The organism is Streptomyces sp. NPDC001137, assembly GCF_040298885.1.
Taxonomy (GTDB): Bacteria; Actinomycetota; Actinomycetes; order Streptomycetales; family Streptomycetaceae; genus Streptomyces.
Window position 1 is genome coordinate 19984 of the sequence record NZ_JBEPBA010000043.1, and the last position, 17281, is coordinate 37264.

15 protein-coding genes and 3 pseudogenes are annotated in these 17281 nt (G+C 65.4%); 13 read left to right on the forward strand and 5 right to left on the reverse strand.

Translation table 11 applies throughout. The features are described from left to right. Positions 1–62: 62 nt before the first annotated feature. From ABT254_RS44495 to ABT254_RS46640, 8 genes and pseudogenes are all read left to right on the forward strand, one after another. Positions 63–890 (forward strand): hypothetical protein, encoded by an 828-nt coding sequence (locus ABT254_RS44495; protein ID WP_351483432.1) that lies wholly within the window; start codon positions 63–65, stop codon positions 888–890. Positions 891–933: 43 nt separating this feature from the next. Further along, a complete protein-coding gene (locus tag ABT254_RS44500; RefSeq protein ID WP_351483433.1) occupies positions 934–1698 on the forward strand; it encodes a hypothetical protein in 765 nt (254 codons plus the stop codon). Between the two features lie 128 nt (positions 1699–1826). Further along, complete coding sequence (locus tag ABT254_RS44505) at positions 1827–2531, forward strand: nucleotidyltransferase domain-containing protein (protein ID WP_351483434.1); 705 nt, start codon at positions 1827–1829, stop codon at positions 2529–2531. A 68-nt stretch (positions 2532–2599) separates the two neighbouring features. Further along, the gene (locus ABT254_RS44510) at positions 2600–2890 is read left to right on the forward strand and encodes an NUDIX domain-containing protein (RefSeq protein WP_351483435.1); all 291 of its coding nucleotides are present in this window, start codon (positions 2600–2602) and stop codon (positions 2888–2890) included. Between the two features lie 344 nt (positions 2891–3234). Further along, a pseudogene (locus tag ABT254_RS44515) lies at positions 3235–3522 on the forward strand (hypothetical protein); the annotation flags it as partial. 164 nt (positions 3523–3686) lie between these two features. Then, a complete protein-coding gene (locus tag ABT254_RS44520; RefSeq protein WP_351483436.1) occupies positions 3687–4004 on the forward strand; it encodes a hypothetical protein in 318 nt (105 codons plus the stop codon). A 92-nt stretch (positions 4005–4096) separates the two neighbouring features. Further along, a complete protein-coding gene (locus ABT254_RS44525; protein WP_351483437.1) occupies positions 4097–5647 on the forward strand; it encodes a hypothetical protein in 1551 nt (516 codons plus the stop codon). Between the two features lie 156 nt (positions 5648–5803). Next, positions 5804–5899, forward strand: a pseudogene (locus ABT254_RS46640) (GP88 family protein); the annotation flags it as partial. A gap of 757 nt (positions 5900–6656) precedes the next feature. On the opposite strand, the gene ABT254_RS44530 reads toward ABT254_RS46640, so the two are convergent. The 3 genes from ABT254_RS44530 to ABT254_RS44540 all read right to left on the reverse strand — a co-directional run bounded on the left by ABT254_RS44530 (position 6657) and on the right by ABT254_RS44540 (position 9169). Then, entirely contained in the window at positions 6657–6959 is a 303-nt protein-coding gene (locus ABT254_RS44530) for a helix-turn-helix domain-containing protein (RefSeq protein ID WP_351483438.1), read from the reverse strand. Between the two features lie 417 nt (positions 6960–7376). After that, the gene (locus ABT254_RS44535; RefSeq protein ID WP_351483439.1) at positions 7377–7931 is read right to left on the reverse strand and encodes a flavoprotein; all 555 of its coding nucleotides are present in this window, start codon (positions 7929–7931) and stop codon (positions 7377–7379) included. Positions 7932–7936: 5 nt separating this feature from the next. Further along, a complete protein-coding gene (locus ABT254_RS44540) occupies positions 7937–9169 on the reverse strand; it encodes a helix-turn-helix domain-containing protein (protein WP_351483440.1) in 1233 nt (410 codons plus the stop codon). Positions 9170–9685: 516 nt separating this feature from the next. Between ABT254_RS44540 and ABT254_RS44545 the strand changes: the two are divergent. From ABT254_RS44545 to ABT254_RS44565, 5 genes and pseudogenes are all read left to right on the forward strand, one after another. Further along, a pseudogene (locus ABT254_RS44545) lies at positions 9686–10752 on the forward strand (DNA polymerase III subunit beta family protein). A 119-nt stretch (positions 10753–10871) separates the two neighbouring features. Continuing rightward, positions 10872–11306 carry a CU044_2847 family protein gene (locus ABT254_RS44550; protein ID WP_351483441.1) on the forward strand — a complete coding sequence of 145 codons (435 nt, stop codon included), beginning with the start codon at positions 10872–10874 and terminating at the stop codon, positions 11304–11306. Continuing rightward, positions 11303–12166, forward strand: a complete 864-nt coding sequence (locus tag ABT254_RS44555; protein ID WP_351483442.1) for a S1 family peptidase — start codon at positions 11303–11305, stop codon at positions 12164–12166. The genes ABT254_RS44550 and ABT254_RS44555 overlap by 4 nt, the downstream gene beginning before the upstream one ends. A 988-nt stretch (positions 12167–13154) precedes the next feature. Continuing rightward, on the forward strand, positions 13155–13877 hold the full coding sequence (locus tag ABT254_RS44560) for an HAD family hydrolase (RefSeq protein WP_351483455.1): 723 nt from the start codon (positions 13155–13157) through the stop codon (positions 13875–13877). A 159-nt stretch (positions 13878–14036) separates the two neighbouring features. Further along, positions 14037–14588: a hypothetical protein gene (locus ABT254_RS44565; RefSeq protein ID WP_351483443.1), complete on the forward strand. Its 552-nt coding sequence runs from the start codon at positions 14037–14039 to the stop codon at positions 14586–14588. A 483-nt stretch (positions 14589–15071) separates the two neighbouring features. Here the strand turns inward: ABT254_RS44565 and ABT254_RS44570 are convergent, their stop codons facing one another. After that, positions 15072–15644 (reverse strand): GNAT family N-acetyltransferase, encoded by a 573-nt coding sequence (locus ABT254_RS44570; RefSeq protein ID WP_351483444.1) that lies wholly within the window; start codon positions 15642–15644, stop codon positions 15072–15074. Between the two features lie 136 nt (positions 15645–15780). After that, complete coding sequence (locus ABT254_RS44575; protein WP_351483445.1) at positions 15781–16698, reverse strand: hypothetical protein; 918 nt, start codon at positions 16696–16698, stop codon at positions 15781–15783. Between the last annotated feature and the right edge of the window lie 583 nt (positions 16699–17281).

Here is a 17281-nt window from a genome sequence, read left to right on the forward strand (position 1 = left end):
GGCCGGTGGGGCATGGTGCGTGTGCAGCATGCCCCACCGAACTCGCCAATCGGAGGACGCGGATGAGACCTGCCGACTTCGACGACCTGATCCTGATGCTGATGGAAGGCGAGGTGGAACCTAACGGCACAGACATGATCGTCCTGTTGCGGGCGCGCGAGCTGGCCAAGGGAGAGACGGAGTCCGACTGGTCTGGCTCCCCGATGATCGCCGAGATCGCGGCGCTCGCCGACCATGCCTTCTCCGACGACCCGACAGAGATCGAGCCCGCCCGGGAAGTCCTCTTCGCACTGCGCCAGTCCGAGGCGTCCGACGCGGCGGACGACCGGGAAGAGGGTATCCGGCAAAGCGAGGCGATCCTGCGCCACGTCGACGCCGCCCGTTTCCCCGTCACCGCGGCCGGAGCGCACCTGAAGCTCGGCGGGGCGCTCCCCAAGCTGTCGTGGAGTGACGACGGAGTCGACAGATCCGTGCTGCGGCGTGCCGCCGGCCATCTGGAGAGCGCGCTGGCGCTGCTGCCTGACGAGGAGGCGGACCTGCGGGCGATGGCCCGCTACAACGCAGCCCTGGCCTTTCGCGATTTGTGGCGGTCGGGCGATGATTGGGATGATGACGACGACGACCGGGGCAAGGCCCTCGAGCACGGCCTGGCGGCGCTCGCCGCGATGGATCGGGGCGAGTTCTCCGGCGACCGGAGCACAATGAGCCGGGCCGTGCTGGCGATCCTGATGGCCGACGGTGAGCCGCGGGACCCCGAGGCGCGCGATCAGACCATCGCCGTCCTGCAGTCATGGCTGGCCTCGCGCGAGGGGAAGTCTCTGCCGCGCGCCGAGAGACGCGCGCTGAAAGAGGCGCGCGACCACCTGATCACCGGCCGGGACCGCCGCTGAGCGCCCAGGTGACGTGCTGTGCTCCTGCGAGGAGGGATCGCCCGTGTTCCGGGACTACCTGTACATCGACCGGCCCCGGTTGGTCAGCTACGCCGAGCAGATCGGTGCGACGGCCGCGAAGGCCAAGAACCGCCAGTGGCGGGTCTCCCTCGGCCTCGCCGGCCCCGTGGTCGAACACCAGCAGGGGTCGGCGGAACGCGCCGCGAACGACCACGAACTGACCGAGTCCGTGACCCGCCATCTGCGGAAGAAGGGCGAGCTGCGCACGACCCGCCCGGCATCCCTGGACGACGTAGACGAAGGACGGGCCACGTTCGTGCTGGAGACTATGCGGGCGCGAAAGGTGATCTTCACGTTGGACGGCGGCGGTGCCCCGCGCGGACTGCGCGAGCTCGCGGTATGGGTGTCGAACCCCTTGGAGAACCCGGCGTCACGCGACGCGGCGGGCGTCCGCGACGAGGAGGCGACGGGCATGTTCGTGTATCTGCTCGAAGGCTACTGGGACGACGAACCCACCAAGCGCGCCTACTCGATGATGACCGCGCTCAACGTCCTGCTCGGCACACTGCGCGATGCTGGCGCGACGCCCGAAGCGAGCGGCGGGTCCGATACGTCGCGGGACGACTACGCGACGCCGGTCAGCATCCTGGTGCGCAACGGCGGCGTCAAGGGCGACATGCGCACGGTCACGGCCCTCTATCGGGTGCGATCGGTCTCGGAGAACAAGATCGTCAACGTCGGCGGGCGCACCCTCCGCTGCCACGACCTCTTCGCCTACCCTCTGTACGTGGCCGCAGGGAACGGGTGAGAGCCCGGCGGGCGCGCCTTCCGTCAGGAGTGATCCGCAGGTATCGAGCATTGCTCCGTACGGCGGCCTGCCCGAGTGATCGAAGAATCCATATGCATGACGGGTTCTGCATGCTTGATAGTGGCTGCATGGATCCGGTTGTCGTTGCCCGCGCCGTTGTAGAGGAACGGCATCCTGCCGCCCGAGCAGCGTTTCTGGGAGGCAGCGTGCTGACGGAACACCGCACGCCTTTGTCCGACTTGGACATCGTAGTGCTGTTGCACGGCACGCCCGCTCCCTACAGAGAGAGCCTGCAGGCTGGCGACTGGCCCGTGGAACTCTTCGTGCATACCGACGAGTCCTGGCACACCTTCGTAGATCGGGAGGTCCGCAAGCGCCGGTCCCCGCTGCTTTGGATGTGCGCGAACAGCACGCTCCTCTTCGACATGGATGGGATCGGTGAGCGTCTGGCCACCGAAGCCAGGAAGCTGGCCCTCGCGGGCCCACCGCCGACGACGCCGGAAGAGATCGAGGATTTCCGCTACGCGATCACGGATCTGCTTGACGATCTCGCTGGCAGTACCGATCCGGGCGAACAGCTGTTCATTTCCTCCGAGTTGGCGAGGCGGACAGGCGAGCTGGCATTGGCCCTCGGCGATGCGTGGCGGGGCGGCGGTAAGTGGCTGGCGCGTCGCCTCGAAGACACGGCCCCTGGCCTCAATACGCGCCTGCACCATGCTGTTCGCGGGGCGTTGAATGGGCAGCCCGAAGCACTCGTTTACGTCGTTGACGAGGTCCTGTCTCGGGCTGGCGGGCGGCTGTGGGCCGGGTATCGGCGCAGTGGGGCTTCGTGACTGGCGGGGACGGGCTGCGGTGAAGTCGACCGACACCGTAGGCGGCTTGTCGGCTCTACCGTGGAGCGATGGCTGAAGCTGTGCAGGGTCGCGCTGCGTTCCAGGTGTTGGTACTGCCGTACCGGCAGACTGAGGGAGGGCTGCTCTACGCCTTGTTCCGTCGCCTGGACGGCGCCTACTGGCAGGGGGTGGCTGGTGGTGGCAAGGCGGGAGAAACACCGCTCCAGGCCGCCAGGCGAGAGGCCGCGGAAGAGGCAAGCCTGGGCGGCGACTTCGAGTTCATCGAACTGGATGTGCAGGCGACGATTCCAGTGGTGAGTGTCACTGGAGAGTTCACGTGGGGCCGGAGGTTTTGGTGATTCCTGAGCATGCCTTCGGCGTCCGTGCCGACTGCATCGTAGTTGGTGCTGTCCAGCGAGCACACCGAGTACAGCTGGTTCTCCCTCAACAGGGCAATGTCGGCGGTGCGTTGGGATTCCAACCGGACAGCGTTGTGGGAACTTGACCACCGTCTCCGCCACGGGAGGGTGTCCCGAGAGTCGTGAGGGCCATGGGGACGGCGAAGCTGCTCCGCTGTCCCCATGGCCTCGACGGCTGTGGACCCGGCCGCCCTGTCGTCGGTTCGGTGGCCTCAGTCGGTCAGGAGACCCGCGAGCTTCCCGATCGCGGTGTCGATGCGGGTCAGCGTGCGTTCACGGCCAAGACCGGCGCGATCGAGGGCGCCTGGCGCCAAAAAATCGGCGACCGCCTCGACATCACCGGCGCCCGCTGGGGCCTGGCCAGCGCCGAAGCCGTTCTCAAACTCCGCGCCCTGCACGACAACGACGACTTCGACAAGCACTGGACCTTCCACCTCGCCCGCGAACACGAACGCCTCTACCCCACCCCCGACCGGCACAGCTACCAACTCACGGCCTGCCCCACGGACTTCCCCGAGCCGGAGCTACACCCAAGTACGATTCCAGCTCAAGTATGGGCTGCTTGGGGATGATCTGATCAACCTGCGCTGCATCGAGTGCGATCCGAGTAGCACAGGGCGATACTCGATAAGCCGACCGTGGGCACTCTCCACGAACACCCGCCGCCTATCGCCACAACTTCTGCAAGTCACCGCCGCACTCCACGCCAGACGATCAGGGGACTTCAGTGGAACCGATGACCATAGTGCTCGATTGCGCTCCTGAGACAGTCGACCCGATTGTTGCGCTCTTCACCGAAGCCGGGGCACCTACGCAGTCGACACCGCAGCGGAACCTCGACGGTACGGCGGCAGCGTCTTGGTTGGTGGTTGCGACGATCGTTGCCAAGCAGATTCCTGACACGCTTCGAGCGTTGGCGGAGTTCCTCACACGCGACCGTGTCACGCGCATCGAGGTTGGCGATCTCGTCCTGGAGAATCCCCGTCCGCAGGACGTCGACGACATCCTCCGGCGGCTGGGATCTTCGGCCGGCGAATCCGCCGCGGGCGATTGATCCTCGACGAGGCCCTTCTCGCGCGGCTGGTCCAACGACGGGTCGGTGCCGCGGCGCGGGTGTGGGCCTATGGACGGGAACACTGGTCGCCGATGGTCGAGGCCATCCAGGTGGTCGAGGAACATCTCGGCCAGCCGATCACCGTGTTCTGGATCGACGGCGGGTTGCCCGAGACGTTTTCACTCCCAGGTCTGGATCCGCCTGTCGTGGTGTTCAGCGCCCGGCACCTGGAGATGCTTGCGTCGCTACGCGGGACCCTGTCTGCGGATCATCTAAGTGAAGAATTGGGAGCACGGGTCGCCGAGCGGCTGAATCTCCGCATCGTCGCCGAGCTGACCCTGCGCCACGGGGACGTGGCCACGGCGTGCTACTTATTCCTCGAATCGGCGCTCAACGAGGGGTTTTTCGCACCGCTGGTGACGCTTGCGGATCTGGAGGCCCGACCTGTGGACGAGCTCTACATGGCGTTCTGGTTCTACGGGCTGTTGCACGAGTGTGGGCATGTCGTCCTCGCCCACGACCGGGGATCGTCGACTGATTGGAGGGAGATCAACCTCGCTGACCTGATCGAGCGGGTCATCGACGAGTCGTTTGGCGACGAAGCAGCCACGGCACGCGAGTCGATACGCGCCGCCGGAACCACTCGATCCCTTGATCTTCAAGTGCTGATGGAAGAAGTCCGGGCCGATGTGCTCGGGGTGCGACTGCTGTTCGCCGCGGCGTTTCGGGTCCTCGGGCGGGCGGGCGCGATCACCAATGAGACAGCCGGCCGCCTGGCCGTCGAGGTGGTGACGATGTTCGGGCTGTTCCACTACATGAACGGGTGCGCGCAGATCGCGCGGGACGCTTCCCAGGAGTTCGAAAGCGGGCTGGACAAGGACCTCGGATTCAACGTGGCGAACGGTGTCCGGCTCAACGTGGTCGCCGACGCGCTGGCCGATGACCTGGCGGCGGCTGTGCTCGCCTCTGGCGATGACGAGGAGGAGGCAGAGGAGACATACGAGCGCATCCGCACGTGGATCCTCGATGTCGTCAGCGAAGCCATAGAACGGCAGGCGGCCTTCGACCGCGGCCACCACCAAGCCATGCGCCTAGTGCTCTACGCCAACGAGCGCAGGGCCGACGTATACAGACGGCTCGCCGAGCACGTGTTGGCAAACGACGCGCGTGCCCTGTACTTCCAGAACGAGGCCAGGGCGTTTCTGGCACTGGCATCAGACCTGGGAGTTCAGCACCCGGACCTCGACCTGCTCGCCGCCATTGCCGGTGCACCGCGCGATACGCACAGACTGGTGTCCGAGCATGCAATAACCTTCCGCCTGGCATGGGTGACGGGCGATGGAGTCGACGTCCCTCTGTGCGTGCCGCTGAGCGACGGACGACTGATCGTGTTCGTGTTCCTCACCGACGCAGTCGACCGGTACGTTGAGCGTGCACGGATATCGGCGCGACCTGGGTGGGCCGTCGGCAGGGCGGCGATTGTGGCCCCGACAGAGCACGAGGCCCGCATCAGCATCCATCGTCTGGTTGACCTGGACGCTCGGGACCTCACAGTCGTCTTCGAAGGCTCAGAAGCATTCGAGTTTCTGTTGCGGAGCATCTTCCAGCGCGAGGGCGGCGACGCGGTAGGACAAGCCACGTAGGCCAAGGAATCGCGCCCACTCCGCAAGTTCCAACTCCCGTGATCACCAGAAGCCCGGCGCCTATACGTAGCCCACACTCCACGCCAAGCACCACGCCAACCTCCGCTTGGCCCTCGGCTGTTCGGCCGCCGCCTGCTCTGCGTAGCCCTTCTCCTCGACCGCGTCGCGGACGTCTTCCCCGACGAGGGCGCCATCGCCGCCGGTCGGAATTCGCAGGAGGCCAGCAACCTGCTAAAGCATTGGCATCCCAGAGCGGGAATCCGCCAGGGGCCGAGCGTCGCGGCCACAAGCCCCGCGCTTCGGCCTCGCCGAGGATCTCGATGAACATCTCCCGGGTGATCTCCAGCCGCGACAAACCCACCTGCGCGCGCTCCGGCGGATCGGTCAACTCCGCGATCCGCTGCCGCAGTTCCCCGATCCGAGCACGAGCCGCCGCCTCCCGCGCATCCAGTTCCTCTCAGACCGCAGCCAGAAGTTCAAGTTCCCAGCTCAGCCAGTCCCTGAGGGAGAGCTACTACACCCATCTCCATTCCCGGGGCGTGCGCTGTTGATGCTGTTCCCGTTCTCCGACACCGCCGAGAACGATGCTCCGATTCGGATCCGCGTGGGGCTCGCACCTGAACGTCCCCTCGCGCCTGGAGGCCGCCGGGGAGGCCGGAATGAACACCGATGATCTTGTCGCTACCAGCTTGTTCGACTGACCGCGCGCCCGCAGGTCCTGACTACAGGCTAGGCCGGGGACGTCTACCTGCCACCCGTTTCTGGTGCACGCTGCCCAGCATCACCGTGGGAGATTCCCACGGTGATGCTGGGCAGCCGCCGCTGTGCCCGGCCGAGCAGTATCACCTCGAACGCCCCTATAGCCACTATTCGCCCATGAAACTCGCTATCCGGAGCGGTTTGGGCAGGGCGGCCTGGCGAACCAGGCAGGCGCCGACTGAATGTTGCGACGTTGTGTCGGCAGGTTCCGGGCTCGCGCTGTCTTCGTGGGCGGCGATGAACAGCGAGGTCAGGATCGCGAAGCGGGCGTTTGAGTGGAGCCAACAGGCAGATCGTGCAGGCTTGGCCGCAGCATCGGTCCGGTGAGTTCTGGTGGGGCTTGCAGGCCATCCAGCAGTTGAATGATCTTGTCGATGTTGGTCAGCTTGCGGGCTCCGGACTCGAGCATCGACAGGAAGGGCTGGCTCAAGTCGGTGAGTGCGGCTATGTCGTCCTGGCGGACCCCGCCGTGCTGTCTGATCAGCTGACACATGCGCCCGAATTCGCGGTTGATCAAGGCTTGCCGGATGTCGGGTAACTGCCAGATGTCCATGGAGATGCTGCGTGCGGGCGGCTGGTTGTCGCGGGTACAACCGGAGCACACCTCCTCCTTGTTGTACCGGCTCAGACGGCATTGGCAGAGCGTGCAGAGCCGGGGGCCGCTGGCTTGCGTGGAGGTGCTTCTCGCGGTGTTCGCGACGAGGTGCTCCGTGCCCGACGGCGTCAGGGGAGCCTCTCGCGAGCGCCGAGACGAGTGACTGCCGCCTGTCCCATCCGCGCGTGCGTTCGGGCAGCTCCTGGATGTGCCGCCCCTGGCCTTCGTGCCGGGGAGCGTTGCGCTCAATCTCTGATCGGGCATCCGTACCCTCCGTTAGGCGGTGATTCCTCAGAGTGGCGTCAGCTGTGACGAAGGACCCGGACAGACTGTCCGGGTCCAATTACTCATGCTCTCCGCTTCATTGATGGGCGGTCAGGACAGAGCCTCGCTCGCCTCGTCCAGTACGGCTTCCCACGGGTACCGGCGCCCGGGCATCCCTGCCCGCGGCTCGGCGAGTGGCCATACCTCGGCCCCGTAGATCAACCGCACCCCTGAATCGCGAAGGGCCTTGATGTGTCCCTCCCAGGCGGGGTGGCGGGCATGCGCGGCGTTCACCCGGGGCCAGACGACGACAGGCAGGTTCGGTGTCCCGATGGCTTCGTTGACTTGCGTCAACGCCTGGTTGTCAGAGATCCCCAGGGCGAGCTTGGCGACGGTGTTGGCGCTCGCCGGGGCTACGACGTAGCAGTCCACTGGCGGATGGGGCCGGGAGTCCTTCGGCAGGCGTGGTTCGGACCGTACTGGAAGCCCGGTCAGCCTTTCGAGCTCGGTGGTTTCCCCGCTCGTGCGGAGCCACTGCCCTGCGGTTGGCGTGAGCGTGACCGCGACCGTCCAGCCCCGTTCGAGTGCCGGGGCCACAAGCCCTGCACGCAGCTCCTCGATCCCGCCGGTGCTCGATCCGACGACGCCCAGCACCTTGCCCTGCATCGAACTCACTGCACCGCCCTGCATCGTTGGGCCATGGCCAGCAGCTCGGACGAGTGGCTGCCGCCCGTGACCGGGGACTGCTTCCTCAAGTCGCGAAGGGTCTCGCGCACGCGTGGATTGTTCCGCACGAGCTGTGGCGAGGTTCGTTCGGCCTCCCGCAGCTCGCTGAAGGAATCGTCTACGCGGCCCCTGAGGCAGAGGGCGCGGGCGTAGTCGATGCGATGGGAGACGGCACGCTCCGCCGGCATGTGGGAGACGTCGATGCCGCCGTGCTCGACGACGTACGGGATGTTCTCCAGGTCAAGCTCGATCGACAGGCGGTGCAGCACGACGTTCGTCGGGCCGAAGCACGTCTGCCATTGGTTCTCGTCGGACCCGAGCCGTTCGGCGAGCCGATCTGCTTGCTCCAGCAGGGAGTTGGCGGTGGTGCGATCCTGATGACGTGCGGCGGCCACAGCAGCTCGTAGATGAATCATGCCCAGCAGGCTCAGGGCGGCTGGATCATCGTCGTGGGCCTGACTGACGAGCCAAGCTGCTGCGGTATCACCGAGTTCGAGGGCGTCCGAGTAGCGTCCGTTAGCCAGCAGTGCGTGCGTACCGGAGCGGGCGGCGGAGACGAGCGACAGCGGGTCCTCGGATTCGTCGGCGGCGCGCATAGCGCGCTCTGCCGCAAGCCACGACAGGTCGGACTCGCCGATCTTAGCGAGGGTGGTTGCCGCCAGGTGATGCGTACGAGCCGAGACGGCGAGGCCGCGTCTCCGCTCATCGCCAGGTGGAAGGTCTTCCAACTCCTGCGCAGTTCTCAGCAGGCCGGGCAGGGCGGCGATGACGTTGCCAAGGACGCCAGCTTGATAGTCGCCCCAACTGCGCTCGACGAAGACCTGCGCCTGCTCTGGCCGCGGCAACTGCCGATCCGCCGTGGGACCGAACAACAGCTTGGAGAGCCGCCGAGGGCTCATCAGCGCATCGCGTACGGCCGGCACGTCGTCCATGTGCCTCTCCTCGTCCTCCAGGAGGACGGGCTGTCCCATCAAGTCGCCGAGTGGGACCCGCAGCACATGAGCGAGCTCAGCGAGCTTGTCGATCCTGGGCGGCTTCCGTACGCCTCGCTCGATCTTCGACAGCCAGTCGGTGCTGTGCCCGACGAGACCAGCGAGCACAGGTTGCGTGTAGCCCCGGCGCTCGCGGTAGAACGCGATCCGCTCTCCGATGGTTAGGTGATCACCAAGACCACGCATGCGCGCTGCCTCCCCACTTCGGTCTGTCATTCACGGTAGCGGCCGAGCAAGCCGCGAGATCGGGAAGCGATCCGGGCTGCGATGCCATGGTCAACATCCGCCCTCGGGCCTGGAACAGGCCAGACACTTTGTCCGGGTACATCCACGAGCGAGGCAGCACGTCGAGCTGGTCTCCGACCAGCACGACAACATGCACCCTGGGGAGATCGAGACTTCTCTCCTCCTGGATGCATCGCCGGAGCTGATGCTGCCCGGCTACGAAGGCACCGGTCACAACGGCGGCCCCCGACGCCTTCTTCTGCCTGCTGGGATAGTCATCTACACGGGGTCTAGCGTGATCTGTCACCCGCCCTATGCCACGGCGGGCGAGGGCAAGGCGATCTCGAGCAGCATCGAGAAAGGATTCGCTGCTCGTCTAGAAGCATGGGCGAGGACAGTCATCGCGAGATCCGCTCCGGAGTCGGGATTGACCCTCGACCTTGTACAGGGCCCAGAGTGCTGGGTGTGGAGAACGACATGCGCAGCATTGGCGAGATGGCCCGCGGCAGCGGACTGAGCGTGAGCGCCCTGCGGTTCACGACCGTGCCGGCGTGCTGGCCCCGGCCTGGGTGGATCCAGCGAGCGGTTACCGCTGGTACGAACTCGGGCAGCTCGAAGAAGCCCGGCTGCTGGCCCACTTGCGCCGGGCCGGGATGCCATTGGCGGACATCCGGCTGGTGCTGGCCAGCTGGTCCGGCGCGGACACCGATCTGGTCGGGAAACTGCTCAAGGCGCACCTGCGCCGCCTCGAACAGGGACTGTCCGATGCCCGCAGCGAGTTCTCCGCGCTCCGAGCACTACTCGATCACAGGGAGAACGTCATGACTTCGCTCCGCGTCGCCACCGTCCGGCTGTCCATCGCCGCGCCAGAGCTGGCAGCCGCGCTGGACACCGTCCGTTTCGCGGCGAGCACCGACCTGGAGCTGCCGATGCTCTGCGGGGTCCTGTTCGACATCGAGGGCGAGAGCCTCCACGTCGTGGCCACCGACCGGTACCGAATGGCTGTCGCGCAGGCCGGTATCGCCGGACATGACGGGAGCCGAGTGCAGGTCATCGTGCCCGCCCCGCTCACGGACGCGATGCGGGCGCTATTGGACAGCGCGGGACCTGTGCGGCTCTCTGTCGACGGTGACCGCGTGACACTGGAGGCCGGGGACAGGCAGGCAGCCGGTCAGTGCCTCGACCACGAATTCCCCGACTACCGTCGTCTCCTCCCCCAGGCCGCAGGGCGCCGCACCGTCGTCGAGGTGGCGGCCTTCCGGAAGGCCCTGGAAACCGGTCCTGTCCGCACTGGAGATGCCGGAACGCACGACCTCAGCGTGCTCAGGGTGGAGGACGGCGGCATGGTGACCCTCTGCACTGACGGCGACGAAGACCCGAACCGCGTCGCAGTCAACCGTGAGTTCCTGTTGGACGCGCTGGCCGCCGGGGCCCGGGACCGACTGATTCTGGAGCTCGACGCCCCCACAACACCGATCGCGATCCGCCGGCTCGACGATGAGGGCACCTTCTCGATCCTGATGCCGGTCCGCCTGGAGGAATGACAGTCGTTCACCCTGATCCGGCCCGCCCAGACCAATCGGACGCAGCCGGATCAGGGTGCTGGCGAACCCATTTATGGCGGGCGATGTTGCCCAGCGGGCCGCGCCGTAACAGTGTCGACATGGTCCGACGGACCGTAGGTTCTAAGAACGCGATCCATCACAGACGCACTCAGGGCTACGCTGAGCTGATCAGTCCGGTCGTGCGGGAGGGCGCCGCTGTGGGGGATGATTCGACAAACGACGCACCTGTGGTGCGTGTTGAAACCGTAGAACTCAACGGGCATGGAGCTCGGCAGATCGGAAGCCGCACACGGCAGTCTGCGTCTTTGGCCGACCGCTCTGACGAACTACAAGAAGCGATTGTCCAGGCTTCGACAATCGCGCAGGATTCTCTGGCTCAGGTTCCACAGCGGCACGGCTGGTCAGTCACCAGCTTGGAGGTTGTCTTCGGGATCACGTTGGCGGCCGAAGCCGGAGTGATCCTTTCGAAGGCGTCAGCGGAAGCCTCCTTCGAAGTGACGCTCACCGTGGAACGGGCCGTAGACACGCCATGACCGACTGGCACTACTGGGTGCGGATCCGCGAGAACGGCAGGCATCTGGGCGCCGGCTTCCTCGTGACTCGGGTCTTCGTGCTCACAGCTATGCATTGCCTCCGTCAGGTGTCCTCGGAGGACGCCCGGCTGGAAGTCGAACTAGCCGACGGACAGGTCATGAGCGGTCGGTTGTGCGACTCAGTCAAAGAGGTCGATCTCGCCTTGATAGCCATCGAAGGCGCACATGCATTCGATCTGCCACTTGCACCGCCGACGGACTGGCCGCGACCGCAGGTGAGATGGAGCGGTGCATATTGCCCGCCGGGTGAGAACACGCAGCTGAGCGGTCGCGTGACACATGCACCGATCAACTACGGCAGCGCAGAGGGCGGCGAGTTCAAAGGGATTCAACTGACAGTCGACCAATTACTTGGTGACTACTCCGGGTACTCCGGCAGTCCGGTGGACACCGATCCCGTCAAGTCTGGGCGATCCGATCCCTTCGAGCGCGAAGAGCGTCCGGTAGTGGGGATCCTCATGGAACAACAGTTCACCCGTGAGGATCCCGCTACGGGAAGCAATGTTCTGGTCGCAGCGTCGGTGCGGCACGCAATGGATCTTTTCCCGCACTTCAGCATCGACTGGCTGCGCAACGGGGGCCGCGCCCCGGGTCCGCAGCGTGCTGCAAGCCAGGAGCCCTCGGAAGCCGCAGAGGAAGCGGCAGCGCAGCGCGCGGCACGGGAGGCCGATGTCGTACTCAGATCGCTGCGACGATGGGAGGAGGCGGGGCTCATCACATCGACGGAGGCTCAGGAGCAGCGGCGCCGCACGCTGCGGCAACTAGGCGATGGCGCACTGGGAGGTGACGGTGATGACTGAAACCTCCACCATGCTGTGGCAGCACAGGATCAGTGTCGCGGAAAGAGCGGTAAGAGGCGACCATGAAGCCCTGGCGCCGCTTCGGGAGGAGGTTCTCCGCCTCACCGAAGACCCGAGCCTCCTGAACACTCCGGCCGCCGCAGGCCATATGTCCTACTTTGTCGCCTTGTTGCGTGAGCTGGGCCGGGTAGGGGGGCCGGATTACGCGCGCACGCTGGGCGTGATCGGCCAGTGGGTAAAAGGCGGCTTGGTTCCTCCGGAACATCAGTGCGTCGTGCATAACAGAATCGCCACCGTGCTCGCCGAAGGCGGGGCCGAGCACGAGGCCCGCGAGGCCCTGACGGCTGCGCAAGTTGCAGCGCATACAGAGCTGGAGCGGGCCTACACGCTCGCCCAACTCGGCTCCATCGAGGCCCGCCTCGGAAACTGGGGACGCGCGCGTGGGTACGCCGAGCAGGCTGCACGCCTCATCCCGGCAGCAGGCAGTGAGGAGGCATGGCTGGACGTGTCAATGCGGACGACCTCCGTGTTCTTCCGCATCGAGCACACCTCCAGAGACCGGGATCACCAGCGCGTGGAGCTCCTCGCCCAGAAGCTCGTGGATATCTGCGGGCAGCAGATCGACCGCTGGGGCAGTGATCACCCTCGAACATTAGAAGCCGTCGTCGTCATGGCCTCGGCACAGCATGCGATCGCCGAGATACGAGCAGATCTGGAGGCCATGGACCGGCTAACCGACGTCCTAGCAACGGCGGTGCAACGGTCCGCGACCATGCTCGGCGCACGGCATCCTCAGGCCGGATCCGCCCGCGCCGCGCTCGCGGAAGCCCATCAGACCACCCAACGCGTCCGCGAACAGCAGCGCCATTCCGTTCGAGCTCGTCCGCTGGCTCAGTCCGCGCTGGACGGTTCAGGTGTGCAGCCGCGCCAGCCGGCGCAAGGGAGCGAGCGCGAGTCTCCCGTGGCCAACACCGCCCGGGTCACCACGGTGGAGCCTCCTACGCCAGCCGGTGAAGCTGCTAAGGATCTACGGGATCTCGTTACCCGGGCTCGGTGCGTCCTGTTCGGGTTTGACGGGCCGATCTGCCGTCTGTTCGCGGGGCATTCAGCAGAATGGGCAGCGGACGGCTTGGTGGAATGGCTCGAGGGGCAGGGCCTGCGTGGTCTGTTGACGGAGGCCGAACGGGATTCTCCGGACCTGCAGGTCATCTTGCACGCTGTCGACCGAAGGCACCCGGGCAGCGACTTGGTGTCGGAGTTGGAGGAGCGGGTCACTCGCGAGGAGATGAGTGCGGTGTCCTCAGCGATGCCCACAGCGTACGCGGACCCGCTGATCCGTACCTGGACAGCCGTCGGTGCACGGCTTGCGATCGTCACGAACCACTCCTCGCGGGTGGCCCAGAAATACCTGAATAGCCGCGGCCTCATGGAGTGCTTTGCCCCCCGCATCTACGGACGTACCGCGGCGCTCGATAGCCTCAAACCGAACCCGCACAACCTGAACCGGGCGTTGAGCGCCATGGGAGCGATGCCTTCGGCCACGTTGATGATCGGCGGCGCGCCTTCAGACTTCATCGCTGCGAGCAGCGTCGGCGTCTCGTTCATCGGCTTTGCGCGCAACGAACGGACGGCCAAGCACTTGAGGGAGGCTGGTGCCGAACTGATAGTGGAGTCACTGGAGCCGGTGTTGCGAGTCGTCCGCGGCGGATGAACACTCTGACGCTGACTGGCGTCCCCTAGGTCCCGTCAGCATCCCCGGGAGAGTCGCTTCACACAACTCTCCTACCTGCTCAGGATCACTGGTCCGGTGTGTGGGAATAGCCGCACTAAACGGGCGGCTCGTGACGTCCGAGCCAGCGGAGGGGTGGGCGTGGGCACGGTAGATGTGCTGGTGGGGGTAGGCGGGACCGTGATCGGTGGAGTGCTCGGTCACGTGTTGGCTCTGCGCCAGCAGAGCCTGATCTGGCGGCGAGAGGATCGGCGACTCGTCCAACAACGCGAACACGCCGAACGGATTGATTTCGGCGTTGAGGTGCGCTTCGTGAGCGTGCATGGGGACACCTGGCTCGTGGAGCTGGCTGCCATGCTCGACAACAAGGGCCAGGTACAGTACGCGACTAGCCATCTGACCTTTGAACTCCGTTGCGTGTATCCCGAGGACCCCCTGATCACCGGCGCAGACATCGGTGGCCAAGTGCTAATCCCCCACGTCCTGATCACGGGTTCCTGGCTGCCGCAGGGGTGGGTCGCGACCTTGATTGAGCCGGGGCTGACCACGCGGTACAGCTTCGTGGCCAGCGTGCCGCGAAGTGCGACGGCCGTACTGCTGCACGGCGCCTTCCGTTATCGAGCGGGAAATGACGCCAGCCATCACACCGCCGAATCATTCCACGCTGTCCCCGAATCCCCAGGCAGTGAGTGAGCGAGCAGCCGCGTTTCGGACTCATGGTGAGAGGGAGGTGCAGGAAGCGCTGTTCACTCGTGACTTCGGCAGGTTGTGTCAACTGGTGCGTGTGGCAGGCGACTTACGGCAGAGCGACATGGCTGTACTCACACGGCTGAGCCAGGCCTTCTTGTCCACGCTTGAGTCAGGTGGGCGACGGCTGACGAACATAGACAAGATCGTCGAGCTCCTTCCAGGACTCGGTGCTCCAGCGAAGCTCACCGGCCCCATGCTCCGAATGCCGCCCCAGACCGCTGATGAACCCATCGAGTGGCCGGGCACGCGAATAGTCTTGAGGGATGAACCGCTGCACACGGCGGAACGCGCTGGGGACCGGATCGGTTCAACGCCCGTCATTCGTTGGGACGTCAAACCCGTCCATGCCGGGTGTGGTGATGTTTCCTACACCAGCGGACGCAACCGCGATATGGATCGAGCAGTCCGCTAGAAGGGGCGAATCCGTCACCAGTGGCGACGCATAAACGCTGCACGGTCAAGCTGCCATGTAACGCGGCGTCCGCACTCTGCGGGCGCTTGCGGTGCCCCTCTGCTGATGCCGATCTGCGTGAACCCAAGTCGCTTGGGGATTGCCCGACTTGAGTGATTCGCTTCGTCGTGGAGGATCTCCACACACTGGATGTCCGGGAGGCTGAAGGCCTGGATCGTCAACGCGGCAACGGCCGACGTCGCCAGGCCGCGCCCTGTGTATGAGGGTGCGAGCCAGTACCCGATCTCCATTCCTGCGAGTTGGTCGTAGCGAACGACACCGCAACTCCCGGCCAGGGCGTCTCCCAAGAGGATGGCGTAGGTATAGGCGGTTCCTGCCGTCCACGCTCGTTCGCAGATGGCAGTGAACTTCGCACTCAGCGGCTGGCTGTGCTCGGCTGCCCATGGCATCCATGGGCGTAGGTGATCGAGCGACTCGTTCACGAGTTGGTACACGGCATCGGCGTCAGCGGCTCGCCAGCGTCGCAATGTCGCGGGGCCGTATTCGGTGGTTTCAGCGGGCATCGCGATCTCTCTATTGATCGGCATGACCAGGCTGGAGGCTCTCAGCGCCGCTCGTGTCGCTTTCTCCTGGTTCGGGCACGTTCTACCGTGTCTGGATGAGGCCACGGGCTTGTGCGCAATCCACCCCGGCACCTGGTGCGATGTGGTCGTGTCGTGATCCTCAGCCGATGTCGTGGCTTACAACGTCGGCTGGTGGACCGAATTCCAGGAGGCTGGCGCGAAGCTGCCCGCAGGCGGCAGCTGTTGCTCGTCCAGCGGACGAATGGTGGGCCACCGTCCACCCGGTCAGCTCGCGAGAGATCGCGGCGATGAATTCGGTCTCCCGTGTGCTGGGTCGCAGGGGGCTACCTTGTACGGGATTGAAACTGGAGAGCCGCAACAGCAGGAAGCGGCCGGCGTAGGGAGCGAGCAAGTCAGTAAGCGTGGCCTCGTCCTCGGGCCGGGTGTTGTGCTCGCACAGGACGTAGTTCAGGACCACGGGGCGCAGTTCGGCAGCCGCAGCCCACAGCGGTAGTACGGCAGCTGGGTCGTCAGCGCGTGGAATAACGACCTGCCGCTGAGCGGCATCGGCTCCGTGCAGCGAGAACATGAACCGGTTCGGTAGCCAGGCCTGCGACTTCAGGAGGCTCCGAACCCACGCTTGCGGGGCGATGCTGGTTACCTTCACCTCGCGAGCAAGTTCCCGGTTGGTGATGGTTCTCGCAGCGGCGGTAACGTGGGCCCAGTTGGCAGCCGCATCCCCGACGCCGGCGAAGTCGACCCAGGCGAGAGGGCCCTGCTGGTCACGGACGTTCATCTCCACCTGCTCTATCGCGGCGACTATCTCGTGGCCTTGGAGGTTCCGGACAAAGGGGGTGCGTGCGAAGGTTGTTGCGCAGTGCGTGCAGCCGTACCGGCACCCTGCCTGGGCCGACATGCACACCGAATAGGCTTTGTGGTCTCCCTCCCAAAGTTGCACAGCCTCGAAGGTGGCCCTGTCTGACGTTTTGAAGACGTACTTTATGGTGCGGTCGGGCGCTTTCGATGAAACGGTTGAGACAACCTCAACCAGATTCTCGGGAGCTGGCATCCCTTCCATCGAGTGGATTCCTTTCCCTGAGTCGTCTCGCCTGGCCGGTGGTGACAGTCGGGACGATGGTTCGCGCATGATTTCAGATTCGCTGATCGTTCAGCGGCCATAGAGGTCGCTATCGCATGGCCAGGTCGCCGGCAACTCAAGCGATGACGGCCGTGATTCACGCTAAAGCCCATCGCACGCAAATATCCCCAGACGCCTACGGTGGGCAAATATCCGCGAGGATCTAGCGAATGAACAGTAGAGCTTGATCGCAACTTACTGAAATCACTCTCGTGATATCTCTCGCGTAATTCCTGGAGGCAGGTCTGCAGATCTGCCTGCTCGGCGGGCTGCGGCCGGGTGGTGCGCGGCCTACCGGATGGCGGTGGCGCTGCCCATGCATCCGGGGCAGGGCGGATGCAGCCTGACGCCGAGCAGTTCGTCATAGGTGCCCGGGCTCGCTACGCGACGGCGGTGGGAGGTAGCCGCGTGGTGACGGGCCAACTCGTTGGCGTGATCTTGCTGTCGTATCCATGCCTGCCCAGCTATGCTCTTCAGCAACGCGTCGATGGAGACGAGTAGCCACGGGATCACGCGAGCAGAG

What these genes read in the sequence shown, in the direction of transcription:
- ABT254_RS44495 (WP_351483432.1), top strand. Translation starts at nt 63, where the DNA reads ATGAGACCTGCCGACTTCGACGACCTGATCCTGATGCTGATGGAAGGC.
- ABT254_RS44505 (WP_351483434.1), top strand. Translation starts at nt 1,827, where the DNA reads ATGGATCCGGTTGTCGTTGCCCGCGCCGTTGTAGAGGAACGGCATCCT.
- ABT254_RS44510 (WP_351483435.1), top strand. Translation starts at nt 2,600, where the DNA reads ATGGCTGAAGCTGTGCAGGGTCGCGCTGCGTTCCAGGTGTTGGTACTG.
- ABT254_RS44520 (WP_351483436.1), top strand. Translation starts at nt 3,687, where the DNA reads ATGACCATAGTGCTCGATTGCGCTCCTGAGACAGTCGACCCGATTGTT.
- ABT254_RS44525 (WP_351483437.1), top strand. Translation starts at nt 4,097, where the DNA reads ATGGTCGAGGCCATCCAGGTGGTCGAGGAACATCTCGGCCAGCCGATC.
- ABT254_RS44530 (WP_351483438.1), bottom strand. Translation starts at nt 6,959, where the DNA reads ATGGACATCTGGCAGTTACCCGACATCCGGCAAGCCTTGATCAACCGC.
- ABT254_RS44535 (WP_351483439.1), bottom strand. Translation starts at nt 7,931, where the DNA reads ATGCAGGGCAAGGTGCTGGGCGTCGTCGGATCGAGCACCGGCGGGATC.
- ABT254_RS44540 (WP_351483440.1), bottom strand. Translation starts at nt 9,169, where the DNA reads ATGCGTGGTCTTGGTGATCACCTAACCATCGGAGAGCGGATCGCGTTC.
- ABT254_RS44550 (WP_351483441.1), top strand. Translation starts at nt 10,872, where the DNA reads ATGGTCCGACGGACCGTAGGTTCTAAGAACGCGATCCATCACAGACGC.
- ABT254_RS44555 (WP_351483442.1), top strand. Translation starts at nt 11,303, where the DNA reads ATGACCGACTGGCACTACTGGGTGCGGATCCGCGAGAACGGCAGGCAT.
- ABT254_RS44570 (WP_351483444.1), bottom strand. Translation starts at nt 15,644, where the DNA reads ATGCCGATCAATAGAGAGATCGCGATGCCCGCTGAAACCACCGAATAC.
- ABT254_RS44575 (WP_351483445.1), bottom strand. Translation starts at nt 16,698, where the DNA reads ATGGAAGGGATGCCAGCTCCCGAGAATCTGGTTGAGGTTGTCTCAACC.